The organism is Variovorax sp. OAS795 (assembly GCF_040546685.1).
Lineage (GTDB): Bacteria > Pseudomonadota > Gammaproteobacteria > Burkholderiales > Burkholderiaceae_C > Variovorax.
This window is the reverse complement of the sequence record NZ_JBEPOH010000001.1, coordinates 1,639,549-1,657,904: the sequence shown is the minus strand read 5'-3', so window position 1 is coordinate 1,657,904 and position 18,356 is coordinate 1,639,549. Positions and strand designations below refer to the sequence as shown.

Annotated in this window: 19 protein-coding genes and 1 tRNA gene; 7 read left to right on the top strand and 13 right to left on the bottom strand. The window is 65.3% G+C overall.

All coding sequences use genetic code 11. The features are described from left to right. Positions 1–3 precede the first annotated feature (3 nt). Positions 4–894, top strand: coding sequence for a UTP--glucose-1-phosphate uridylyltransferase GalU (galU, locus tag ABID97_RS07895; protein ID WP_354397969.1), 891 nt, complete (start codon positions 4–6; stop codon positions 892–894). Positions 895–932: 38 nt separating this feature from the next. Here galU and ABID97_RS07890 read toward each other — a convergent pair whose 3' ends face one another. Genes ABID97_RS07890 through cysM form a run of 3 tightly spaced genes read right to left on the bottom strand, consistent with a single transcriptional unit; the run spans position 933 to position 2,641 of the window. After that, positions 933–1,160: a sulfurtransferase TusA family protein gene (locus ABID97_RS07890; protein WP_354397968.1), complete on the bottom strand. Its 228-nt coding sequence runs from the start codon at positions 1,158–1,160 to the stop codon at positions 933–935. Beyond that, complete coding sequence (locus ABID97_RS07885; RefSeq protein ID WP_354397967.1) at positions 1,150–1,728, bottom strand: NUDIX domain-containing protein; 579 nt, start codon at positions 1,726–1,728, stop codon at positions 1,150–1,152. The genes ABID97_RS07890 and ABID97_RS07885 overlap by 11 nt, the downstream gene beginning before the upstream one ends. 10 nt (positions 1,729–1,738) lie before the next feature. Then, positions 1,739–2,641, bottom strand: a complete 903-nt coding sequence (cysM, locus tag ABID97_RS07880; protein WP_354397966.1) for a cysteine synthase CysM — start codon at positions 2,639–2,641, stop codon at positions 1,739–1,741. 41 nt (positions 2,642–2,682) lie between these two features. Here cysM and ABID97_RS07875 point away from each other — a divergent pair. Beyond that, a tRNA-Leu gene (locus tag ABID97_RS07875) sits at positions 2,683–2,767 on the top strand. A 15-nt stretch (positions 2,768–2,782) separates the two neighbouring features. Here the strand turns inward: ABID97_RS07875 and ABID97_RS07870 are convergent. Then, on the bottom strand, positions 2,783–3,715 hold the full coding sequence (locus ABID97_RS07870) for an SDR family oxidoreductase (RefSeq protein ID WP_354397965.1): 933 nt from the start codon (positions 3,713–3,715) through the stop codon (positions 2,783–2,785). Positions 3,716–3,778: 63 nt separating this feature from the next. Between ABID97_RS07870 and ABID97_RS07865 the strand changes: the two genes are divergently transcribed. Both ABID97_RS07865 and ABID97_RS07860 read left to right on the top strand, forming a co-directional pair. Beyond that, positions 3,779–4,843: a CDP-6-deoxy-delta-3,4-glucoseen reductase gene (locus tag ABID97_RS07865; protein WP_354397964.1), complete on the top strand. Its 1,065-nt coding sequence runs from the start codon at positions 3,779–3,781 to the stop codon at positions 4,841–4,843. A gap of 40 nt (positions 4,844–4,883) precedes the next feature. Continuing rightward, positions 4,884–5,861 carry a Bug family tripartite tricarboxylate transporter substrate binding protein gene (locus tag ABID97_RS07860; RefSeq protein WP_354397963.1) on the top strand — a complete coding sequence of 326 codons (978 nt, stop codon included), beginning with the start codon at positions 4,884–4,886 and terminating at the stop codon, positions 5,859–5,861. A gap of 39 nt (positions 5,862–5,900) precedes the next feature. Here the strand turns inward: ABID97_RS07860 and ABID97_RS07855 are convergent, their stop codons facing one another. From ABID97_RS07855 to ABID97_RS07820, 8 genes are all read right to left on the bottom strand, one after another. Continuing rightward, positions 5,901–6,686, bottom strand: coding sequence for an ABC transporter ATP-binding protein (locus ABID97_RS07855; RefSeq protein ID WP_354401698.1), 786 nt, complete (start codon positions 6,684–6,686; stop codon positions 5,901–5,903). Between the two features lie 13 nt (positions 6,687–6,699). Continuing rightward, positions 6,700–7,473 carry an ABC transporter ATP-binding protein gene (locus ABID97_RS07850; RefSeq protein WP_354397962.1) on the bottom strand — a complete coding sequence of 258 codons (774 nt, stop codon included), beginning with the start codon at positions 7,471–7,473 and terminating at the stop codon, positions 6,700–6,702. A gap of 19 nt (positions 7,474–7,492) precedes the next feature. Further along, positions 7,493–8,689: an ABC transporter permease subunit gene (locus ABID97_RS07845; RefSeq protein WP_354397961.1), complete on the bottom strand. Its 1,197-nt coding sequence runs from the start codon at positions 8,687–8,689 to the stop codon at positions 7,493–7,495. Positions 8,690–8,700: 11 nt separating this feature from the next. Next, positions 8,701–9,630 (bottom strand): branched-chain amino acid ABC transporter permease, encoded by a 930-nt coding sequence (locus ABID97_RS07840; protein ID WP_354397960.1) that lies wholly within the window; start codon positions 9,628–9,630, stop codon positions 8,701–8,703. Positions 9,631–9,868: 238 nt separating this feature from the next. Next, positions 9,869–11,161 (bottom strand): replication-associated recombination protein A, encoded by a 1,293-nt coding sequence (locus ABID97_RS07835; protein ID WP_354397959.1) that lies wholly within the window; start codon positions 11,159–11,161, stop codon positions 9,869–9,871. A 30-nt stretch (positions 11,162–11,191) separates the two neighbouring features. After that, complete coding sequence (gene lolA, locus ABID97_RS07830; protein WP_354397957.1) at positions 11,192–11,824, bottom strand: outer membrane lipoprotein periplasmic chaperone LolA; 633 nt, start codon at positions 11,822–11,824, stop codon at positions 11,192–11,194. A gap of 151 nt (positions 11,825–11,975) precedes the next feature. Beyond that, positions 11,976–14,360 carry a DNA translocase FtsK gene (locus ABID97_RS07825; RefSeq protein ID WP_354397956.1) on the bottom strand — a complete coding sequence of 795 codons (2,385 nt, stop codon included), beginning with the start codon at positions 14,358–14,360 and terminating at the stop codon, positions 11,976–11,978. Positions 14,361–14,457: 97 nt separating this feature from the next. Continuing rightward, positions 14,458–15,132, bottom strand: a complete 675-nt coding sequence (locus ABID97_RS07820) for a Crp/Fnr family transcriptional regulator (protein ID WP_354397955.1) — start codon at positions 15,130–15,132, stop codon at positions 14,458–14,460. Positions 15,133–15,318: 186 nt separating this feature from the next. On the opposite strand from ABID97_RS07820, the gene trxB reads away from it, so the two are divergent. The 3 genes from trxB (at position 15,319) to rpmG (ending at position 16,867) form a co-directional block, all read left to right on the top strand. Continuing rightward, positions 15,319–16,278 (top strand): thioredoxin-disulfide reductase, encoded by a 960-nt coding sequence (gene trxB, locus ABID97_RS07815; protein ID WP_354397953.1) that lies wholly within the window; start codon positions 15,319–15,321, stop codon positions 16,276–16,278. Between the two features lie 170 nt (positions 16,279–16,448). After that, positions 16,449–16,682 carry a 50S ribosomal protein L28 gene (gene rpmB / locus ABID97_RS07810; RefSeq protein ID WP_007830293.1) on the top strand — a complete coding sequence of 78 codons (234 nt, stop codon included), beginning with the start codon at positions 16,449–16,451 and terminating at the stop codon, positions 16,680–16,682. Between the two features lie 11 nt (positions 16,683–16,693). Next, on the top strand, positions 16,694–16,867 hold the full coding sequence (gene rpmG / locus ABID97_RS07805; protein ID WP_007830291.1) for a 50S ribosomal protein L33: 174 nt from the start codon (positions 16,694–16,696) through the stop codon (positions 16,865–16,867). Between the two features lie 201 nt (positions 16,868–17,068). Here the strand turns inward: rpmG and ABID97_RS07800 are convergent, their stop codons facing one another. Then, positions 17,069–18,283 (bottom strand): DesA family fatty acid desaturase, encoded by a 1,215-nt coding sequence (locus ABID97_RS07800; RefSeq protein ID WP_354397951.1) that lies wholly within the window; start codon positions 18,281–18,283, stop codon positions 17,069–17,071. Between the last annotated feature and the right edge of the window lie 73 nt (positions 18,284–18,356).

Here is an 18,356-nt window from a genome sequence, read left to right as displayed (position 1 = left end):
TCCATGCCCACTCCCTCGACACGCATTCGCAAGGCCGTATTTCCTGTAGCAGGCTTCGGCACCCGCTTTCTGCCCGCCACCAAGGCGCAGCCCAAGGAAATGCTGCCGGTGGTCGACAAGCCACTCATCCAGTACGCGGTCGAGGAAGCCTACGCGGCGGGCATTCGCGACATGATTTTCGTAACTGGCCGAAACAAACGTGCCATCGAAGACCACTACGACACCGCCTACGAACTCGAGAGCCAGCTCGAGGCCAACGGCAAGCTCGAGCTGCTCGACATTGCACGTTCGGTGATGCCCGACGACATGACCTGCTCCTACGTGCGCCAGCCGCGCATGCTGGGCCTCGGCCATGCGGTGCTCTGCGCAGAACATCTCGTGGGCAACGAGCCCTTCGCCGTGCTGCTGGCCGACGACCTGATGGTCGGTCCCGTGGGCGGGCTGCCGGTGCTGGCGCAGATGACGGCGGCCTTCGGCAAGCTCGGCGCTTCGGTGCTTGCGGTGCAAGAGGTTCCGCTCGAGCATGTGAAGCGCTACGGCATCGTGGCGGGTGAATCCATCGGCGACGATCTCGTGAAGGTCGATCGCATGATCGAGAAGCCATCGCCCGACAAGGCGCCCTCGCGCCTCGGCGTGGCGGGCCGCTACATCCTCACGCCCGGCGTGTTCGAGGAAATCCGCAACCAGCCCAAGGGCGCGGGCGGCGAGATCCAGCTCACCGACGGCATTGCGGCGCTGATGAAGAAGGAAGCCGTCTATGCCTATGCCTACAAGGGCATCCGCTACGACTGCGGCAGCAAGGAAGGCTTCCTGCAAGCGTCCGTGGAGCTTGCGCTGGCGCACCCCGAAGTGGGCGCGCAGTTCCGCGAATACCTCAAGAGCCTGGAGCTCTGAAAAAGAAAGGGCCCCGACGGGGCCCTTTTTTCATGTGCTCAGCGCCGCTTCAGCACATGGATGAAATCGCTGCCGACGGTCTGCTGCTCGACCAGCTCGTTGCCGGTCTGGCGCGCAAAGGCCTGGAAGTCGCGCATCGATCCCGGGTCGGTCGACACCACCTTGAGCAATTGCCCGCTCGCCATGTCGTTGAGCGATTTCTTGGCCTTGAGAATGGGCAGCGGGCAGTTCAGTCCGCGGGTGTCGATTTCGCGGTCAACTTCCATGCTTCGGCTCCTCGGGCGGCAGCACGAACCCGCGGCGCCGCGCTTCGTTCTCGGCCGCGGTGAAGAACACCGGCTCGTGGCCCCGCGTGCGCAGCCAGTCGGCCAGCGCATAGCCGGTGCCGGCAGGCCAGCACTTGAGGTCGGGCAGGTCGTACAGGCGGTAGTCGACCAGCTCGGGCGAGAGCCGGACCTCGCCATCGGCCACCACGTGGTAGGCGATGATGATCTGGTTCATGCGCTGGAAGTCGTAGGCGCCGACGAGCTTGGTTGCGCTCACGTCGAGGTTGGTTTCCTCCTTCACCTCGCGCGCGATGCCCTCTTCGGGCGTCTCGCCGGCTTCCATGAAGCCGGTGATGAGCGCGTACATCTTGGCCGGCCAGGCCGCGTTGCGCGCCAGCAGCACCTGCCCGCGGTACTCGACGATGGCCGCCAGCACGGGCGTCGGGTTGTTCCAGTGCGTATGGCCGCAAGACGGGCAGCGCAGGCGCTCCTTGGGACCGCCGTCTTCCATCGAGGCGATCCATTCGAGCGGCGTGGCGCAGGCCTGGCAGAACTTGGGATGGGGCATGGGGGTCCTGTCAGGCGGGGAAAACGCCGGTCGACAAATAACGGTCGCCGCGGTCGCAGACCACGAACACGATGGTGGCGTTCTCGACTGTCTTGGCCACTTCGAGCGCCACCCACAGCGCACCCGCCGCGGAGATGCCGCCGAAGATGCCCTCTTCGCGCGCGAGGCGCCGGCACATCTCTTCGGCGTTGTCCTGGCTCACGCTGATTTCTTCATCGACGCGGCTCGCGTCGTAGATCCTGGGCATGTATTCGGCCGGCCACTTGCGGATGCCCGGAATGCGCGAGCCTTCGGCGGGCTGCGCGCCGATGATGCGCACCGCGGGGTTCTTTTCCTTCAAAAAACGCGAGACGCCGGTGATGGTGCCGGTGGTGCCCATGGCGCTCACGAAATGCGTGATCCTGCCCTTGGTGTCGGCCCAGATCTCGGGGCCCGTGGTCTCGTAGTGGATGCGCGGGTTGTCGGCATTGGCGAACTGGTCGAGCACCCGGCCCTTGCCCTGCGCCACCATCTGCTCGGCGAGGTCGCGCGCGTATTCCATGCCGCCGCTCTTGGGCGTGAGCACCAGTTCGGCGCCGAAGGCCTTCATGGTCTGCGCGCGCTCGACCGAGAGGTCCTCCGGCATGATCAGGACCATGCGGTAGCCCTTGATGGCCGCGGCCATGGCCAGCGCAATGCCGGTGTTGCCCGAAGTGGCTTCGATCAGGGTGTCGCCGGGCTTGATTTCGCCGCGCTCTTCGGCACGCTTGATCATCGAGAGCGCGGGCCGGTCCTTCACCGATCCCGCGGGATTGTTGCCTTCGAGCTTGCCGAGGATCACATTGCCGCGCTTCGCATTTTCGGCCGCATCGATGCGTTGCAGTGCCACCAGGGGGGTTTTGCCGATGGCGTCTTCGATCGTCGGATAATTCATGGCAGCCACTGTGCCATAATTTTAGGCTTCCTTCCGGATGTGCCCGGGTGGTGAAATTGGTAGACGCAGGGGACTCAAAATCCCCCACCGAAAGGTGTGCCGGTTCGATTCCGGCCCCGGGCACCACACTTCCTCCCCGGCTCAGGCTTTCTCGCGCAGCCCCGTATGCACCGTCGGGTGTGCAAGCCGCACGCGCAGCTCGCGCTTGAGCCGCGTGTTGTCGAGCCGGCGCGATTCCCCCATGAAACTCAGCAGCTGCAGCGGCAATTGACGCTGGGCTTCGTCGCGCGCCACGCGCGGCGGTCGCGGCATGCCATAGAGGTCGGCGGCCAGGTCGATGTAGTCGCCCATGCGCAGCTCCGTGTCGTCCGCGGCATGGACGATGCGCTGCGGCCGGCCGCGGAACAGCGCCGCCACGCAGGCGCGCGCCAGGTCGTCGGCATGGATGTGGCTGGTGAACACGTCGTCTTCGCGCCGCAGCACGGGCGTGCCGCGCGCAAGGCGCTGGCGCGGCGTGCCGCCTTCGCGATCGGGCGCGTAGATGCCCGGAATGCGCAGGATGCTCGCGCGCACGCCGGCGCTGCGGCCGAGCCAGCGCACCGCGCGCTCGGCATCCACGCGGCGGTGGGCGCGGGGGGTGTCGGGCCGCACGGGACGGGTTTCGCTCACGCGTGCGCCGCCGCAGTCGCCGTAGACGCCGCTGGTGGAACCATAGACGAAGGCCAGCGGCGTGGAACGCAGGCGCAGCGCGCGCGCCAGGGCGATGGTGCGCTGGTCGCGCCACCATGCCGCGCCGCCGTCGCGCGCGGGCGGCGCCAGGTGCAGCACGCGCGTGGCCACGCCCGCGAGGCGGCGCAGCGTGGCGGGCTCGTCGAGGTTGCCCACGAGCGGCCGGATGCCCGCGGCCCGCAGCGCCGGCACGCGCTGGCTCGACGAAGTGAGCGCCACCAGCTGCATGCGGCCCCGCAGATCACGCGCCACGCGCTGGCCGACGTCGCCGCAGCCCACGATGAGCAGGCGTTCGCGGCGGAAGCGCGCCGGCAGCGCGCCGGAAGGGCTATTGATTGAAGGCAAAATCTGGGGTCCTTTCCCTTTTTCTCTTTTCTGCCACAGGCTGAAACAAGCCGAAGAATACCGATGACTGTTGCAGCGCCGCATGATGCGGGCTTTTCCATCACCGTCGAGCCCAGCGGGCGTCACTTCGCGGTGCATGGCGATGAAACCATTCTCGCGGCCGGCATCCGGCAAGGCATCGGGCTGCCTTATGGGTGCAAGGACGGCGCCTGCGGCTCCTGCAAGTGCAGGAAGCTCTCGGGTGAAGTCGAACTCGGCCCGCACCAGAGCAAGGCCCTGAGCGCCGAAGAGCAGCTGGCGGGCTTCGTGCTGACCTGCTGCGCGCACGCCCGGAGCGACGTGGTGCTCGAGTCTCGCCAGGTCACCGAGGCCGGCGCGCTGCCGATCCGCAAGATGCCGGTGCGGGTGCTCGCGCTCACGCGGCTGTCGCACGACGTGATGAAGCTGCGGCTGCAGCTCCCGGCCGGCGAGCCGCTGCAGTTCCATGCGGGCCAGTACGTCGAATTCATCCTGCGCGACGGCGCGCGGCGCAGCTACTCGATGGCCAACGCGCCGCACACGCTGAGCGAGCCGGGCACGGGCATCGAGCTGCACCTGCGGCACCTGCCGGGCGGCAAGTTCACCGACCATGTGTTCGGCGTGATGAAAGAGAAAGAAATCCTTCGCATCGAGGGCCCCTACGGCAGCTTCTTCCTGCGCGAGGATTCCAACAAGCCGATGATCCTGTTGGCCTCCGGTACCGGGTTTGCGCCCATCAAGGCGTTGCTCGAGCACATGAAGTTCAAGCGCATCGAGCGGCCCGCCGCGCTCTACTGGGGCGGCCGGCGGCCTGAAGACCTCTACATGGACGGCTGGGTGAGCGAGCAGCTGAAGGAAATGCCAAACCTGCGCTACGTGCCGGTGGTTTCCAACGCCACGCCCGAAGACAACTGGAACGGCCGAACGGGCTTCGTGCACCGCGCAGTGCTCGAAGACTTTGCCGACCTTTCGGGCCACCAGGTCTACGCCTGCGGCGCGCCGATCGTGGTCGACTCGGCCAAGCACGACTACGTGGCGCTGGCGGGCCTGCCCGAAGACGAATTCTTTGCCGATGCGTTCACCACCGAGGCCGACAAGGCGCTGCCCTGATTTCCGATTCCGATTCCTGCCAGACGACACAGAACGCAAAATGAAGACGAGACACTTCCTCCTTTCACTCCTTGCAGGCGCGGCGCTGTTGGCCACCGGCCCGGTCACGGCCCAGCAGCAGCAACGCCCGATCCGCCTCGTGGTGCCCTATGCCGCAGGCGGCCCGATCGACGTCACGGCCCGCATGCTGGCCGAGCGCGTGAAGGACACACTGGGCCCGGTCATCATCGACAACAAGCCCGGCGCGGGCGGCAACATCGGCGCCGACATCGTCGCCAAGGCCGCGCCCGATGGCCTCACCATCGGCATCGCGGCCACCGCCACCCATGCGGTGAACCCATGGCTCTACAGCAAGATGCCGTTCAACGCGGCGACCGACTTCGCACCCATCACGCAGATGGTGCGCGTGCCGAACGTGCTGGTGATGAATGCCGAGACGGCCCAGCGCCTGAAGATCGACACCCTGGCCGACCTCGTTCGCTACGCCAAGGCCAACCCGGCCAAGCTCAACTACGGCAGCGGCGGCAACGGCAGCGCCGGGCACCTGGCGGGCGAACTGTTCAAGAAGCAGGCCGGCATCTTCGCGCTGCACATCCCGTACAACGGCGGCAATCCGGCGCAACTGGCGCTGCTCTCGGGGCAGGTCGACTTCAACTTCGACAACCTTGCCACCGCGGCGCCCAACATCCGCTCGGGCAAGCTCAAGGCCATTGCGGTCACGACCCTGCAGCGCAGCAGCGCCATGCCCGACGTGCCGCCCGTGGCCGACACGCTCAAGGGCTTTTCGATCGACACCTGGTGGGGGCTGGTGGCACCGGCCGGCACGCCGCGCGACGTGGTCGCGAAGCTCAACCAGGCCTTCGTGGCGGCGCTGAACGCACCCGAGACGAAGACCCGCTTCGGCACGCTGCTGGCCGAGCCGGTGGCCAGTTCGCCCGAGCAGTTCGGCGCGTTCATGAAGAGCGAGCTCTCCAAGTACGAAGCCGTCGTGAAGGCGACCGGCGCGCGGGTCGACTGAAAGGCGGACGCCGCCGGGCCGAAACCCGGGGGGCGTCGTTTACTCGCCCAGGTAGGCGGCCCGCACGCGCGGGTCGCTGAGCAGGTCCTTGGCGTCGCCCGTCATGGTGATGAGGCCCGACTCCATCACGTAGCCGCGGTCGGCCAGCTGCAGCGCGCGGTTGGCGTTCTGCTCCACCAGCAGGATTGTGACGCCCTGCGCGGCCACGGTCTGCACCACCTCGAAGATCTTGTCGCACATGATGGGCGACAGGCCCATGGTGGGCTCGTCCAGCAGCAGCACCTTGGGCCGTGCCATGAGCGCGCGGCCCATGGCCAGCATCTGCTGTTCGCCGCCCGACATGGTGCCCGCGAGCTGGTCCTTGCGCTCCCGCAGGCGCGGGAAGGTCACGAACACCCGCTCCATGTCGCTGGCGATCTCGGCCTTGTCCTTGCGGATGTAGGCGCCGATCTGCAGGTTCTCGGTGATGGTCATGCGCGTGAAGACGCCGCGTCCTTCCGGCACCATCACGAGGCCCTCGCCCACGAGGTCCCAGGCGCCGCGGCCCTTGATGTTGCGGCCCAGGAATTCAATGGTTCCGGCGCCCGCCGGCAGCGTGCCGGTGATCGCCTTCATGGTGGTGGTCTTGCCGGCGCCGTTGGAGCCGATGAGCGACACCAGTTCGCCTTCGTGGACCTCGAAGTCCACGCCCTTCACGGCCTGAATGCCGCCATAGCCGACCTTGAGGCCGCTGACCTTGAGCAGCGTCTTGCCGGTGGCGTTGGCTGCGGTCTTCGGCGGGGTTGCAGTTGCCGTTGCTGTCGTTGTTTCTTCTGCGCTCGTCATCGTCGTCGTCATTTCAGTGTCCTCCGGTGCCGAGGTAAGCCTCGATCACCTTCTCGTTCTTCTGCACGTCGTACGGTGTGCCTTCGGCAATCTGCTTGCCGTAGTCGAGCACCGTGACGCGGTCGCACAGGCCCATGATGAGCTTGACGTCGTGTTCGATGATGAGAATGGTCCGGTCGTCCTTGCGGATGCGGTCGATCAGTTCGCGCAGCAGCACCTTTTCGGTCGAGTTCATGCCGGCGGCCGGCTCGTCGAGCGCGATGAGCTGCGGATCGGTGGCCAGTGCCCGTGCGATCTCGAGCCGGCGCTGGTCGCCGTATGAGAGCGTGCGAGCCTTGTAGTCGGCGAACTTGCCGATGCCCACGTAGTCGAGCAGTTCCTGGCCGCGGTCGGCAATGGCCTTTTCCTCGGCCTTGAACGAGCGCGTGCGCAGCATGGCGCCGAACACGCCCGAATGGGTGCGGATGTGGCGTCCGACCATGACGTTCTCGAGCGCGGTCATCTCGGAGAACAGGCGGATGTTCTGGAAGGTGCGCGCAATGCCGGCCTTGGCCACTTCATGCACGGCCGTCGGCTGGTAGGGCTTGCCGGCGAGCTCGAAAGTGCCGCTGTCGGGCGTGTAGAGCCCGGTGATCACGTTGAAGAAGGTGGTCTTGCCGGCGCCGTTGGGCCCGATGAGGCCGTAGACCTGGCCGCGCTTGATGGTGATGCCGACGTCGGAAAGGGCTTGCAGGCCGCCGAAGCGCTTGGAGATTCCGCGGACGTCGAGGATGGTGTCTGTCGTCATGTTGATTTTTTCCTTCGACTCACGGATTGATCGACATGGGGCGCGACGCCGCACCCGGCAGTTCGTCGGCCGGCGTCTCGATGCCGGGCGCCTGGGTCTGGAGCGAGCCCGGCGCAACCGGTGCGCCGGGGGCGGCCCCCTTGCGCTGCAAGGTCTTGCCGTGCTCCGGGGAAGGCCACAGGCCACGCGGACGCACCAGCATGATGACGATCATGGCGAGTGCGATGAACAGCTGGCGCAGGATGGACGCATCGAGGCGGCCGTCGGTCATGGCCTGCAGCGGTCCGGCCACGTAGCGCAGCACTTCGGGCAGCGCGGCCAGCAGCACGGCGCCCAGGATCACGCCCGGCAGATGGCCGATGCCGCCCAGGACGACCATGGCGACGATCATCACCGACTCCATGAGGCTGAACGACTCCGGCGAGACGAAGCCCTGGAAGGCGGCGAACATCGCGCCCGAGACACCGCCGAAGCTGGCACCCATGCCGAAGGCCAGGAGCTTCATGTTGCGGGTGTTGATGCCCATGGCCTTGGCGGCGATTTCATCCTCGCGGATGGCCATCCAGGCGCGGCCGATACGCGACATCTGCAGGCGGTGCGAGATGATGATGGTGGCGACCACCAGCGCAAGGAACAGGTAGTAGTAGAGCGTGACCGACGAGATCGTGAAGCCGTCGAACTTCCATGCCTTGCCGAGGTCCAGGCCCCAGAACTTGATGGAGTCGATGGCGGTGATGCCCTTCGGACCGTTGGTGATGTTGATCGGCTGGTCGAGGTTGTTCAGGAACACCCGGATGATTTCACCGAAGCCGAGCGTCACGATGGCCAGGTAGTCGCCGCGCAGCTTGAGCGTGGGCGCCCCGAGCATCACGCCCAGCACCCCCGCCACCACCAGCGCCAGCGGCACCACGATGAGCAGCGAGGTGTGCAGCCCGTTCGGGAACATGGCCTTGAACCAGGGGAAGGTTTCGGACAGGTGCGAGGAGCCCATCAGCGCGAAGAGGTAGGCCCCCACGGCAAAGAAGGCGACATAGCCCAGGTCGAGCAGGCCGGCGTAGCCGACGACGATGTTCAGGCCCAGCGAGAGCATCACGTAGAGCAATGCGATGTCGGCGATGCGCACCCAGGCATTGCCCTGGCTCTGCAGGAAGATGGGCAGGGCGAGCACGGCGACGACGCCGAGCGCGTAGAGAGCGAGGTTCTTGCTGTTCTTCATGGTGCTGCTCCTCAGGCACGGTCCGCCACGCGCTCGCCGAGCAGGCCCGAGGGCCGCAGCGTGAGCATGACGATCAGCACGATGAACGCGAAGATGTCGCTGTAGTTGCTGCCCAGCACGCCGCCGGTCAGCGAACCGATGTAGCCGGAGCCGATGGCTTCGATCAGCCCGAGCAGGATGCCGCCGACCACTGCGCCGGCCAGGTTGCCGATGCCGCCGAACACCGCCGCGGTGAAGGCCTTGAGGCCGGGCAGGAAGCCCATCGCGTGCTGCGCAATGCCGTAGTTGGAGGCGTACATGACGCCCGCAATGGCCGCGAGCACGGCGCCGATGATGAAAGTGGCCGAGATGACCATGTCGGGCCGGATGCCCATGAGCGCCGCGACGCGCGGGTTCTCGGCGGTGGCGCGCATGGCGCGGCCGAGCTTGGTGTAGTTGACCAGCCACATCAGCACCACGAGCGAGAACGCCGTGACGCTCAGGATCATGACCTGCGTGGGCGAGATCACCGCACCGCCCACCTCGATGGGCGTGGTCGACAGCAGGTTGGGATAGGCCTTGTTGGTGGGCTTCCAGATGATCATGGCCAGCGTCTGCAGCAGGATCGACATGCCGATGGCCGTGATGAGCGGCGCGAGCTTGGGGCTGTTGCGAAGCGGCCGGTAGGCCACCTTCTCGATCACGAAGTTGAGCGTGGCGGCCACCACGCAGGCGATGATCAACGCGATGATGAGGATCAACCAGCCGGGCGTGCCGGGCATCGACTCCTTCATGAGACCGATGATGGACCAGCTCGTGAGCGCCCCCACCATCAGCACCTCGCCGTGCGCAAAGTTGATCAGATTGATGATGCCGTACACCATGGTGTAGCCCAAGGCTATCAAGGCATACATGCTGCCGAGAACCAGACCGTTGATGATCTGCTGCAGCAATATTTCCATAACGCGTTCCTGTTTGTTGCACCGTTGCGGGGTGCCGTTCACCCACCGTGGCACCGGTTGGGCACCTTGGCTTGATAAGCAAAAAACCAGCCAGCATGTGCCGCCGGCTGATTTGTGGGCGGGATTGTAAGCACCCACCAGCGCCTATTCAGTGCAGCTTGCCCGGGGTTTACCCGCTCACGCCATGCTGTATGCGCGTGAAGTCATGCCGGACGCATGCGCAGTGTGAAAAGACGTATCACTCCTCGCGCTGGCCATTGAGCCGGCGCAGTTCGCGCAGCTTTTCAGCGATGCGTATTTCGAGACCGCGTTCGACCGGCTGATAGAAGACCTGGCCCTCCAGGCCTTCCGGCAGGTAGCGTTCTCCGGCCGCGAAGCCGCCTTCCTCGTCGTGCGCATAGCGGTAGCCCTTGCCGTAGTCGAGCTCCTTCATGAGCTTGGTGGGCGCATTGCGCAGGTGCATCGGCACGGGACGCGTGCTGTCTTTCTTGATGAGGGCGCGCACCGCGTTGTAGGCTTTGTAGACGGCGTTCGACTTGGGGGCCATCGCGAGGTAGACCACGCATTCGGCCAGCGCGAGTTCGCCCTCCGGCGTGCCGAGCCGCTCGTAGACCTCCGCGGCATCGAGCGCCAGCCGCAGCGCGCGCGGATCGGCCAGGCCGATGTCTTCGCTGGCCATGCGCACCAGCCGGCGCGCCATGTAGCGCGGATCGGCGCCGCCGTCGAGCATGCGCACAAACCAGTAGAGCGATGCGTCGGGGTCGCTGCCACGCACGGATTTGTGCAAGGCGCTGATCGTGTCGTAGAACTGCTCGCCGCCCTTGTCGTAGCGCCGCATCCGCTCCCCGAGCACGCGCAGGAGCCATTCGTCGGTGATGTTGCCCAGCTTCTCGGCCTTGGCCGCCACGGCCAGCGTTTCGAGCGTGTTGAGCAGGCGCCGCGCGTCGCCGTCGGCATAGGCGACGAGGCGGTCGATGGCCGATTCCTCGATGGCGGGAACGGCCTGGATGCCCTGCGCCTTGGCCACGATCTGCTTCAGGTCGGCCTCGGTGAGCGGCTGCAGCACATACACCGCGGCGCGCGAAAGCAGCGCCGAATTGACCTCGAAGGACGGGTTCTCGGTGGTGGCGCCGATGAAGGTGAACAGCCCCGATTCCACATGCGGCAGGAACGCGTCCTGCTGGCTCTTGTTGAACCGGTGCACCTCGTCGACGAAGACGATGGTGCGCTGCTGCTCCAGGCCGTCGCGCGCGGACGTGGCGCGCTCGACCGCCTCGCGGATGTCCTTCACGCCGCCGAGCACGGCGCTGATGCTGAGGAACTGCGCATCGAAGGCATCGGCCATCAGCCGCGCGATCGTCGTCTTGCCGGTGCCCGGCGGTCCCCAGAGGATGCACGAATGCGGCTGCCCCGACTCGAACGCGATGCGCAGCGGCATGCCCGGCCCCAGCAGGTGCTGCTGGCCGATCACCTCGCCCAGCGTCTTGGGACGCAGGCGTTCGGCAAGGGGTTGATGCGAACTGGTGGCCAAGCCTGCCTGTCGAACTGAATGTTGCCGTTGCTATTGCTTGATGACGTCGGCGCCGGCGGGCGCCTTGAAATCGAACACGGTGGCAGCAAGCGCCGGATTGACTTCGACCTTGCTGAACTTGAGCACCGAGCGCTGGCCGAAGCTGTCGAGAATCTCGAGCGCCGCAAGCGCATCGCCCTGGAATCCGACCTGCACGTTCTGCAGCTGGCCGTCCTTGTTCTTGGGCGTTGCCTTGACCCACTGGAGGCCGTCGCGCTCGGGCGCGGCCTCCAGCGTGAAGTCGGCCTGCAGGGCGCGCAGGTCGGGTGCCGCGGCAATCAGCGCGGCGGGCGTGGAGCCCAGCGCCTGCGACTGGGCACGCTGCGTCACCTGGTTCAGATCGGCGTCGTACAGCCAGAGTGTCTTGCCGTCGGCGACGATGGTCTGGGCGAAGGGCTTCTGGTAGTCGAACTTGAATTTGCCGGGGCGCTGGAATTCGAAGGTGCCGTTCGAGACCTTCGTGCGGCCCGGCTGCCCCTCGCGCGGCGGCGCCGTGACGGTCTGGGTGAATTCGGCGCGGCCCGACTTGACCGTCTTCACGAAGGTCTCGAGGCTTTCGAGCCCCCCGGCCCAGGCGTTGGCAGATGAGAGAAGGCCGATCAACAGCCAATGGCGGATTTTCATTTTCGGGTTCCTCGGCAAGCGGTGCCGTGACATGACCATACCCTGCGGCGCGTGGCGCCATGTGCGGGCTTGATGAAGTTTTGCAACGCTAGCGCAGCTTGTGCAACCTGCTTGTCAGCGCGTAACGCCTGAATTGGCGGGTGGCCACCGCCTACTCGGCGCGCGCCGGCACGAGGATCTCGCGTTGGCCGCTGCCGCTCATGGCGCTGACGAGGCCGGCCTTTTCCATGTCTTCCACCAGCCGCGCCGCGCGGTTGTAGCCGATCTTCAGGTGGCGCTGCACGAGCGAGATGCTCGCCTTGCGGTTCTTGAGCACCACTTCGACCGCCTGGTCGTACATCGGGTCCTTCTCGGCATCGCCGCCCTCGCCCAGCATGTCGCCCTCGCCATCGACCGTGCCGCCTTCCAGCACGCCCTCGATGTAGTCGGGCTCGCCCTGGCTCTTGAGGTAGGCCACCACGCGGTGCACTTCCTCGTCGCTCACGAACGCGCCATGCACGCGGATCGGCAAGCCGGTGCCGCTCGGCATGTAGAGCATGTCGCCCATGCCGAGCAGTGCTTCGGCCCCCATCTGGTCGAGGATGGTGCGGCTGTCGATCTTGCTGGACACCTGGAACGCGATGCGTGTCGGAATGTTGGCCTTGATGAGGCCGGTGATCACGTCGACGCTGGGCCGCTGCGTGGCAAGGATCAGGTGGATGCCGGCGGCGCGCGCCTTCTGCGCGAGGCGGGCGATGAGCTCCTCGATCTTCTTGCCGACGACCATCATCAGGTCGGCCAGTTCGTCGATCACGACCACGATGTGCGGCTCGCGCTTGAGCGGCTCGGGATCGTCGGGCGTGAGGCTGAAGGGGTTGTAGATGAACTCCTCGCGCGCCTTGGCCTCGTCGATCTTGGTGTTGTAGCCGGCCAGGTTGCGCACCCCGAGCTTGCTCATGAGCTTGTAGCGGCGCTCCATCTCGGCCACGCACCAGTTCAGGCCATGCGCGGCCTGGCGCATGTCGGTGACCACGGGCGCGAGCAGGTGCGGGATGCCTTCGTAGACCGACATCTCGAGCATCTTCGGGTCGATCATCAAGAGGCGCACGTCGCGCGCCTCGGCCTTGTAGAGCAGCGAAAGAATCATCGCGTTGATGCCCACCGACTTGCCCGAACCGGTGGTACCGGCCACCAGCACGTGCGGCATCTTCGCGAGGTCGGCGACCACGGGGTTGCCGATGATGTCCTTGCCCAGGCCCATCGTGAGGAACGACTTGCCTTCGTTGTAGACCTGCGAACCGAGAATTTCGCTCAGCTTGATCGACTGGCGCTTGGCGTTCGGCAGTTCGAGCGCCATGTAGTTCTTGCCCGGAATGGTTTCGACCACGCGGATGGACACCAGCGAGAGCGAGCGCGCGAGATCCTTGGCCAGGCCGACGATCTGCGAGCCCTTGACGCCGGTGGCGGGCTCGATCTCGTAGCGCGTGATCACCGGACCCGGCGAGGCCAGCACCACGCGCACCTCGACGCCGAAATCCTTGAGCTTTTTCTCGATCATGCGCGAGGTCATTTCGAGCGTGTCGGGCGAGACGGTCTCCTGGCGCGCCTGCGCCGCGTCGAGCAGGTCGACCTGCGGCAGCTTGCTGTCGGGCAGTTCCTTGAAGAGCGGCTTCTGCCGCTCCTTGACGACGCGATCGCTCTTGGGCACCTCGGTCATCGCGGGCTCGATCTGCACCGGCGGCGACGCGGCGCGGCGCCGCGGACGCGGTTCGATGCGCAGCTCTTCGTCGCCGTCTTCGCCCGCGGGCTCGATGCCGCCGGGCACCGTGTGCGAGAAGTGCGGCTCCTCGGCCTCGGCACGCTCACGCGCGGCCTGCTTGCCCAAGGCGATGTCGGCCGCCATCTCGCGCTTTTCACGGCGCGACTCGAACAGCGAATAGGCCCGTGCGCCGATGCGCTCTGCAAGCTGGGTCCACGAGAAGCGGAACACCAGCGCCGAGCCGATCACGCCGGCGGCAATGGCCACCAGCGCCGAGCCTGTGAAGCCCATCCAACGCACGCTCGCGGGCCCGACCAGGTAGCCCAGCAGGCCGTGGGATTCGAGCCGGTACAGGCGCGACCACTCGAGCACGGCGCTTGCGCACAAGAGCAGCACGAGGCCGAACCAGAACGCGATCCGGCTGCGGTTGAATCGGCCGCGCACCGGTTGCTCGGCAGGCGCAGGCTCGCCGCCGCGCAGCCAGTTGGCCAGTGACGACAGCCATGCGCGCAACCCCGCCGCAAGGCACCACCACACCGAATAGCCCGCCAGGAAGTAGCTTCCGTCGGCCAGCCAGGCGCCGATGCGGCCGCCCCAGTTCTTGATTTCACCGCCGGTGCCGGAGGTCGACCACGCCGCGTCGGACGGCGTGTAGCTCAACATGGCCAGCAACCAGAACAACAGCCCCGCGAACCCTGCGATCAGCGTGATCTCGTGGGCAAAGCGCATGGCGCGCATGCGCACGGGTTGCCCCTCGGCGGCAGAAGAAGATTGAAGCGTATTGAGCGAATAAGTCATGAAAAACGCGGCCTCCAGCCTTCGAATCGGTGGCTGGCGGCCTGAACACTACAACAAAAGGCGGCGGCTGCAAGCAGCAAGCACCCACCCCGACGGCTCACGTCAACGACAGGAGCCGCTCCTTGACAATCATGGCGCCATCGTCCAGGGTCTGGACGAATCCGCGCTCCTCCAGGTCCTTCATGACGCGGCTCACCATTTCGCGCGAAGCACCCACCATTTTCGCAAGATCCTGGCGCGAGATCTTGTCGCGCACCTTGAGATTGCCCGCACCGTCGTCGATGGCGAACTCGAGCAGCGAGCGTGCCACGCGGCCGTAGACGTCCATCAGCGCCAGCGATTCGATCTTGCGGTCGGCATGGCGCAGCCGCTGAACGAGGCCGCGCATGATGTTGTAGGCCATCGAGGAGTTCTCGGGCAGGCAGCGTGCGAACGCATCGCGGCCCAGCATGAGCACGTCGCACTGGATCTCGGTGCGCACCGTGGCCGAGTGCGGCTCGTCGTCGATCAGGCTCATCTCGCCGATGTAGTCGCCGGTGTGCAGCGTCGCAAGGATCACCTCCCGGCCGCGGCTGTCGGCGCTCGTGACGCGCGCCCGCCCGGTCAGGATGATGTAGAGGGCATCGGACTTCTTGCCTTGCTCGACAATGACCTCCGCACGCTTGAAGCGCTTTTTGATGATCGCATCCGCAATGCTTGCAGATTGCGAAGAGGTCAGCGAAGCGAACAGCGGTACGCGCCGCAGCAGCTCAAGATTGGACAGCATCGACATTTATCAATCCCTGATTCGTCGCGCGCAAGCGCTCTCATCTTTTTGTTTCTCGATGGATTACTACAATCGCGCGCATTGAAAACACCATGCACCCGGCGTTGAACCGGGCGGTGATACTCCCCATATATCGGTTACCACCCTGAAAATGTACACGCTGACGCAGCGCAAATCCTAGGTTTTCCAATCATGTCCGCTTCCCAACACGCCAAGGTTTTGATTCTCGGCTCCGGCCCCGCCGGCTATACCGCTGCCGTCTATGCAGCGCGCGCCAATTTGCAACCATTGCTAATCACCGGCATTGCGCAAGGTGGTCAATTAATGACAACTACGGAAGTCGACAATTGGCCGGCCGATGTTCACGGCGTGCAAGGTCCTGATTTGATGCAGCGTTTTCTCGAGCATGCCGAAAGATTCAAGACGCAAATCGTTTTCGACCACATCAACAAGGTCGACCTGGGCAAGCGTCCCTTCACGCTGACCGGCGACAGCGGCACCTACACCTGCGATTCGCTGATCATCGCCACGGGCGCCTCCGCCAAATACCTGGGCCTCGATTCGGAGCAGAAGTTCATGGGCCGCGGCGTTTCCGCCTGCGCGACCTGCGACGGCTTCTTCTATCGCGAGCAAGAGGTGTGCGTGATCGGCGGCGGCAACACGGCGGTCGAAGAGGCCCTGTACCTTGCCAACATCGCCAACAAGGTGACGCTGGTGCACCGCCGCGACAAGTTCCGCGCCGAGCCCATCCTGATCGACAAGGTCAAGGAAAAGGTTGCCGAGGGCAAGATCGTATTGAAGCTGCACAGCGAACTCGACCAGGTGCTGGGCGACGACACGGGCGTGACGGGCATCCGCATCAAGAACACGCAGACCGGCGCCACCGAGCAGATCGACCTCAAGGGCTGCTTCATCGCCATCGGGCACCACCCGAACACCGACATCTTCCAGGGCCAGCTGGAGATGAAGGACAACTACATCCTGACCCGCTCGGGCCTGCAGGGTTTTGCCACGATGACCAGCATTCCGGGCGTGTTCGCCGCCGGCGACGTGCAGGACAACGTGTATCGCCAAGCCATCACCAGCGCCGGCACCGGCTGCATGGCCGCCCTCGACGCACAGCGCTTCCTGGAGCAGGACGGCACGCTCTAGGCCGGCCGGCCCGCAAAAGGGCTATAATCCGAGGCTTTGCCGAAATAGCGCCACGTTGGCGGGTTCGGCAAGCCGGGGTACCGCCACCCGTTTCTGGCGAGGTCAAGCTGCAAAACACCTGCAATCTCCACGGTTGCGCCGGTGCCAGCTGTTCAAGAAAGAGTGTCCTCATGGCACGCGTATGCGACGTAACGGGCAAAGGCCCGATGGTCGGAAACAACGTTTCCCACGCCAACAACAAAACCAAGCGCCGGTTCCTGCCGAACCTGCAATACCGCCGTTTCTGGGTCGAGACTGAAAACCGCTGGGTTCGCCTGCGTGTTTCGAGCGCTGCGCTGCGCCTCATCGACAAGAATGGCATCGACGCCGTGCTCGCAGACCTGCGCGCACGCGGCCAAGCTTAAGGAGCTGAATCATGGCAACGAGCAAAGGCGGACGCGAAAAGATCAAGCTGGAATCCACCGCGGGTACCGGCCACTTCTACACGACCAGCAAGAACAAGAAGACGATGCCTGAAAAGATGTCGATCATGAAGTTCGACCCCAAGGCACGCAAGCACGTCGAATACAAGGAAATCAAGCTGAAGTAATTCAGCACCGGTTTCGCCAAAACAAGAAACCCCGCCAGGCTTGCCCGGCGGGGTTTTTTGTTGGCTGCCGCTCTCTCCCGCCGCTCGCATGCCACCCGGGCTTCCGTCGTGATCCAAGAAAAGCCAGGCGTAAAAAAGCCGGCTCCAGGCCGGCTTTCAAAGAGCGGAGAACGCGGCGCTTGTGAGCGGCGCGAACCGCGATCAGGTCCGCGCGGAGCGCAGGCGAGTCGAGAATTCGCGCAGGCCGGCAATGCCGCTGGCTTCGGCGCGGTGGCACCAGGCTGCCAGATCGGCCGCCAGTTGCTCGCGGGACTGCGAGGTGTTGAGCCACAGCTGGCGCAGCTCTTCGCGCATCGTCACCATCTTGTCGATGACCGGGTGGGCAGCGCGCGCCTGCACGAGGTGCGTACGGGCCGATGCCGGCACCTTGTCGTCGTCGCGGTGCAGCCAGTTCTTGGCGGCCTTGAGCACCGAGATGTCGCCGCCCTTGGTCTTGAGTGCGGCCAGCTCCGCCTTGGTGACACGGCGCATTTCGCGCGCATAGCCGGCCATGACTTCGTAGCGGTTGGCAATGACGGCCTCGAGCGTCTTCTCGTTGGCCACGGGCTGGATGTCGCCCATCTGCATCTTCGGCGGCACCTTCTTGACCTTGGCCCAGCCGATCGCCTGCATCATCTGGATGTAGACCCAGCCGATGTCGAACTCGTACTTCTTGACCGAGAACTTGGCCGACGTGGGATACGTGTGGTGGTTGTTGTGCAGCTCTTCGCCGCCAATGATCAGGCCCCAGGGCGAGACATTGCGGCTGGCGTCGGGCGCCTCGAAGTTGCGGTAGCCCCAGTAGTGGCCGATGCCGTTGATGATGCCGGCCGCGGTGATCGGGATCCAGAGCATCTGCACGGCCCACACGGTCAGGCCGAGTGCGCCGAACAGCGCCAGGTTGATGACCAGCATCAGGCCGACGCCTTGCCAGCTGTAGCGCGTGTACAGGTTGCGCTCGATCCAGTCGTCGGGCGTGCCGTGACCGTAGCGCTCCATCGTTTCCTTGTTCTTCGACTCGGCGCGGTACAGCTCGGCGCCGCGCCACAGCACTTCGTCGATGCCCTTGACCTGCGGGCTGTGCGGATCTTCCTCGGATTCGCACTTGGCGTGGTGCTTGCGGTGGATGGCCACCCATTCCTTGGTGACCATGCCGGTACCCAGCCAGAGCCAGAAACGGAAGAAATGCGAGGGGATCGGGCCCAGATCCATGGCCCGGTGCGTTTGCGTCCGGTGCAGGAAGATCGTGACGGCGGCAATCGTGATGTGCGTGGTGACGAGCGTGTACAGCACGACTTGCCACCATGTCAGGTCCCACAAGCCGTTTCCGAGCCAGTCGAGGGCCGCGCTCAAAACGGCAGAGTCAGGAATCAACATTGAATTAAGTACTCCATGGCCGCACGAAGGTGCCGCCTTTCAGTTAGCCCGCGATTTTAAGCGGGCAAGGCCA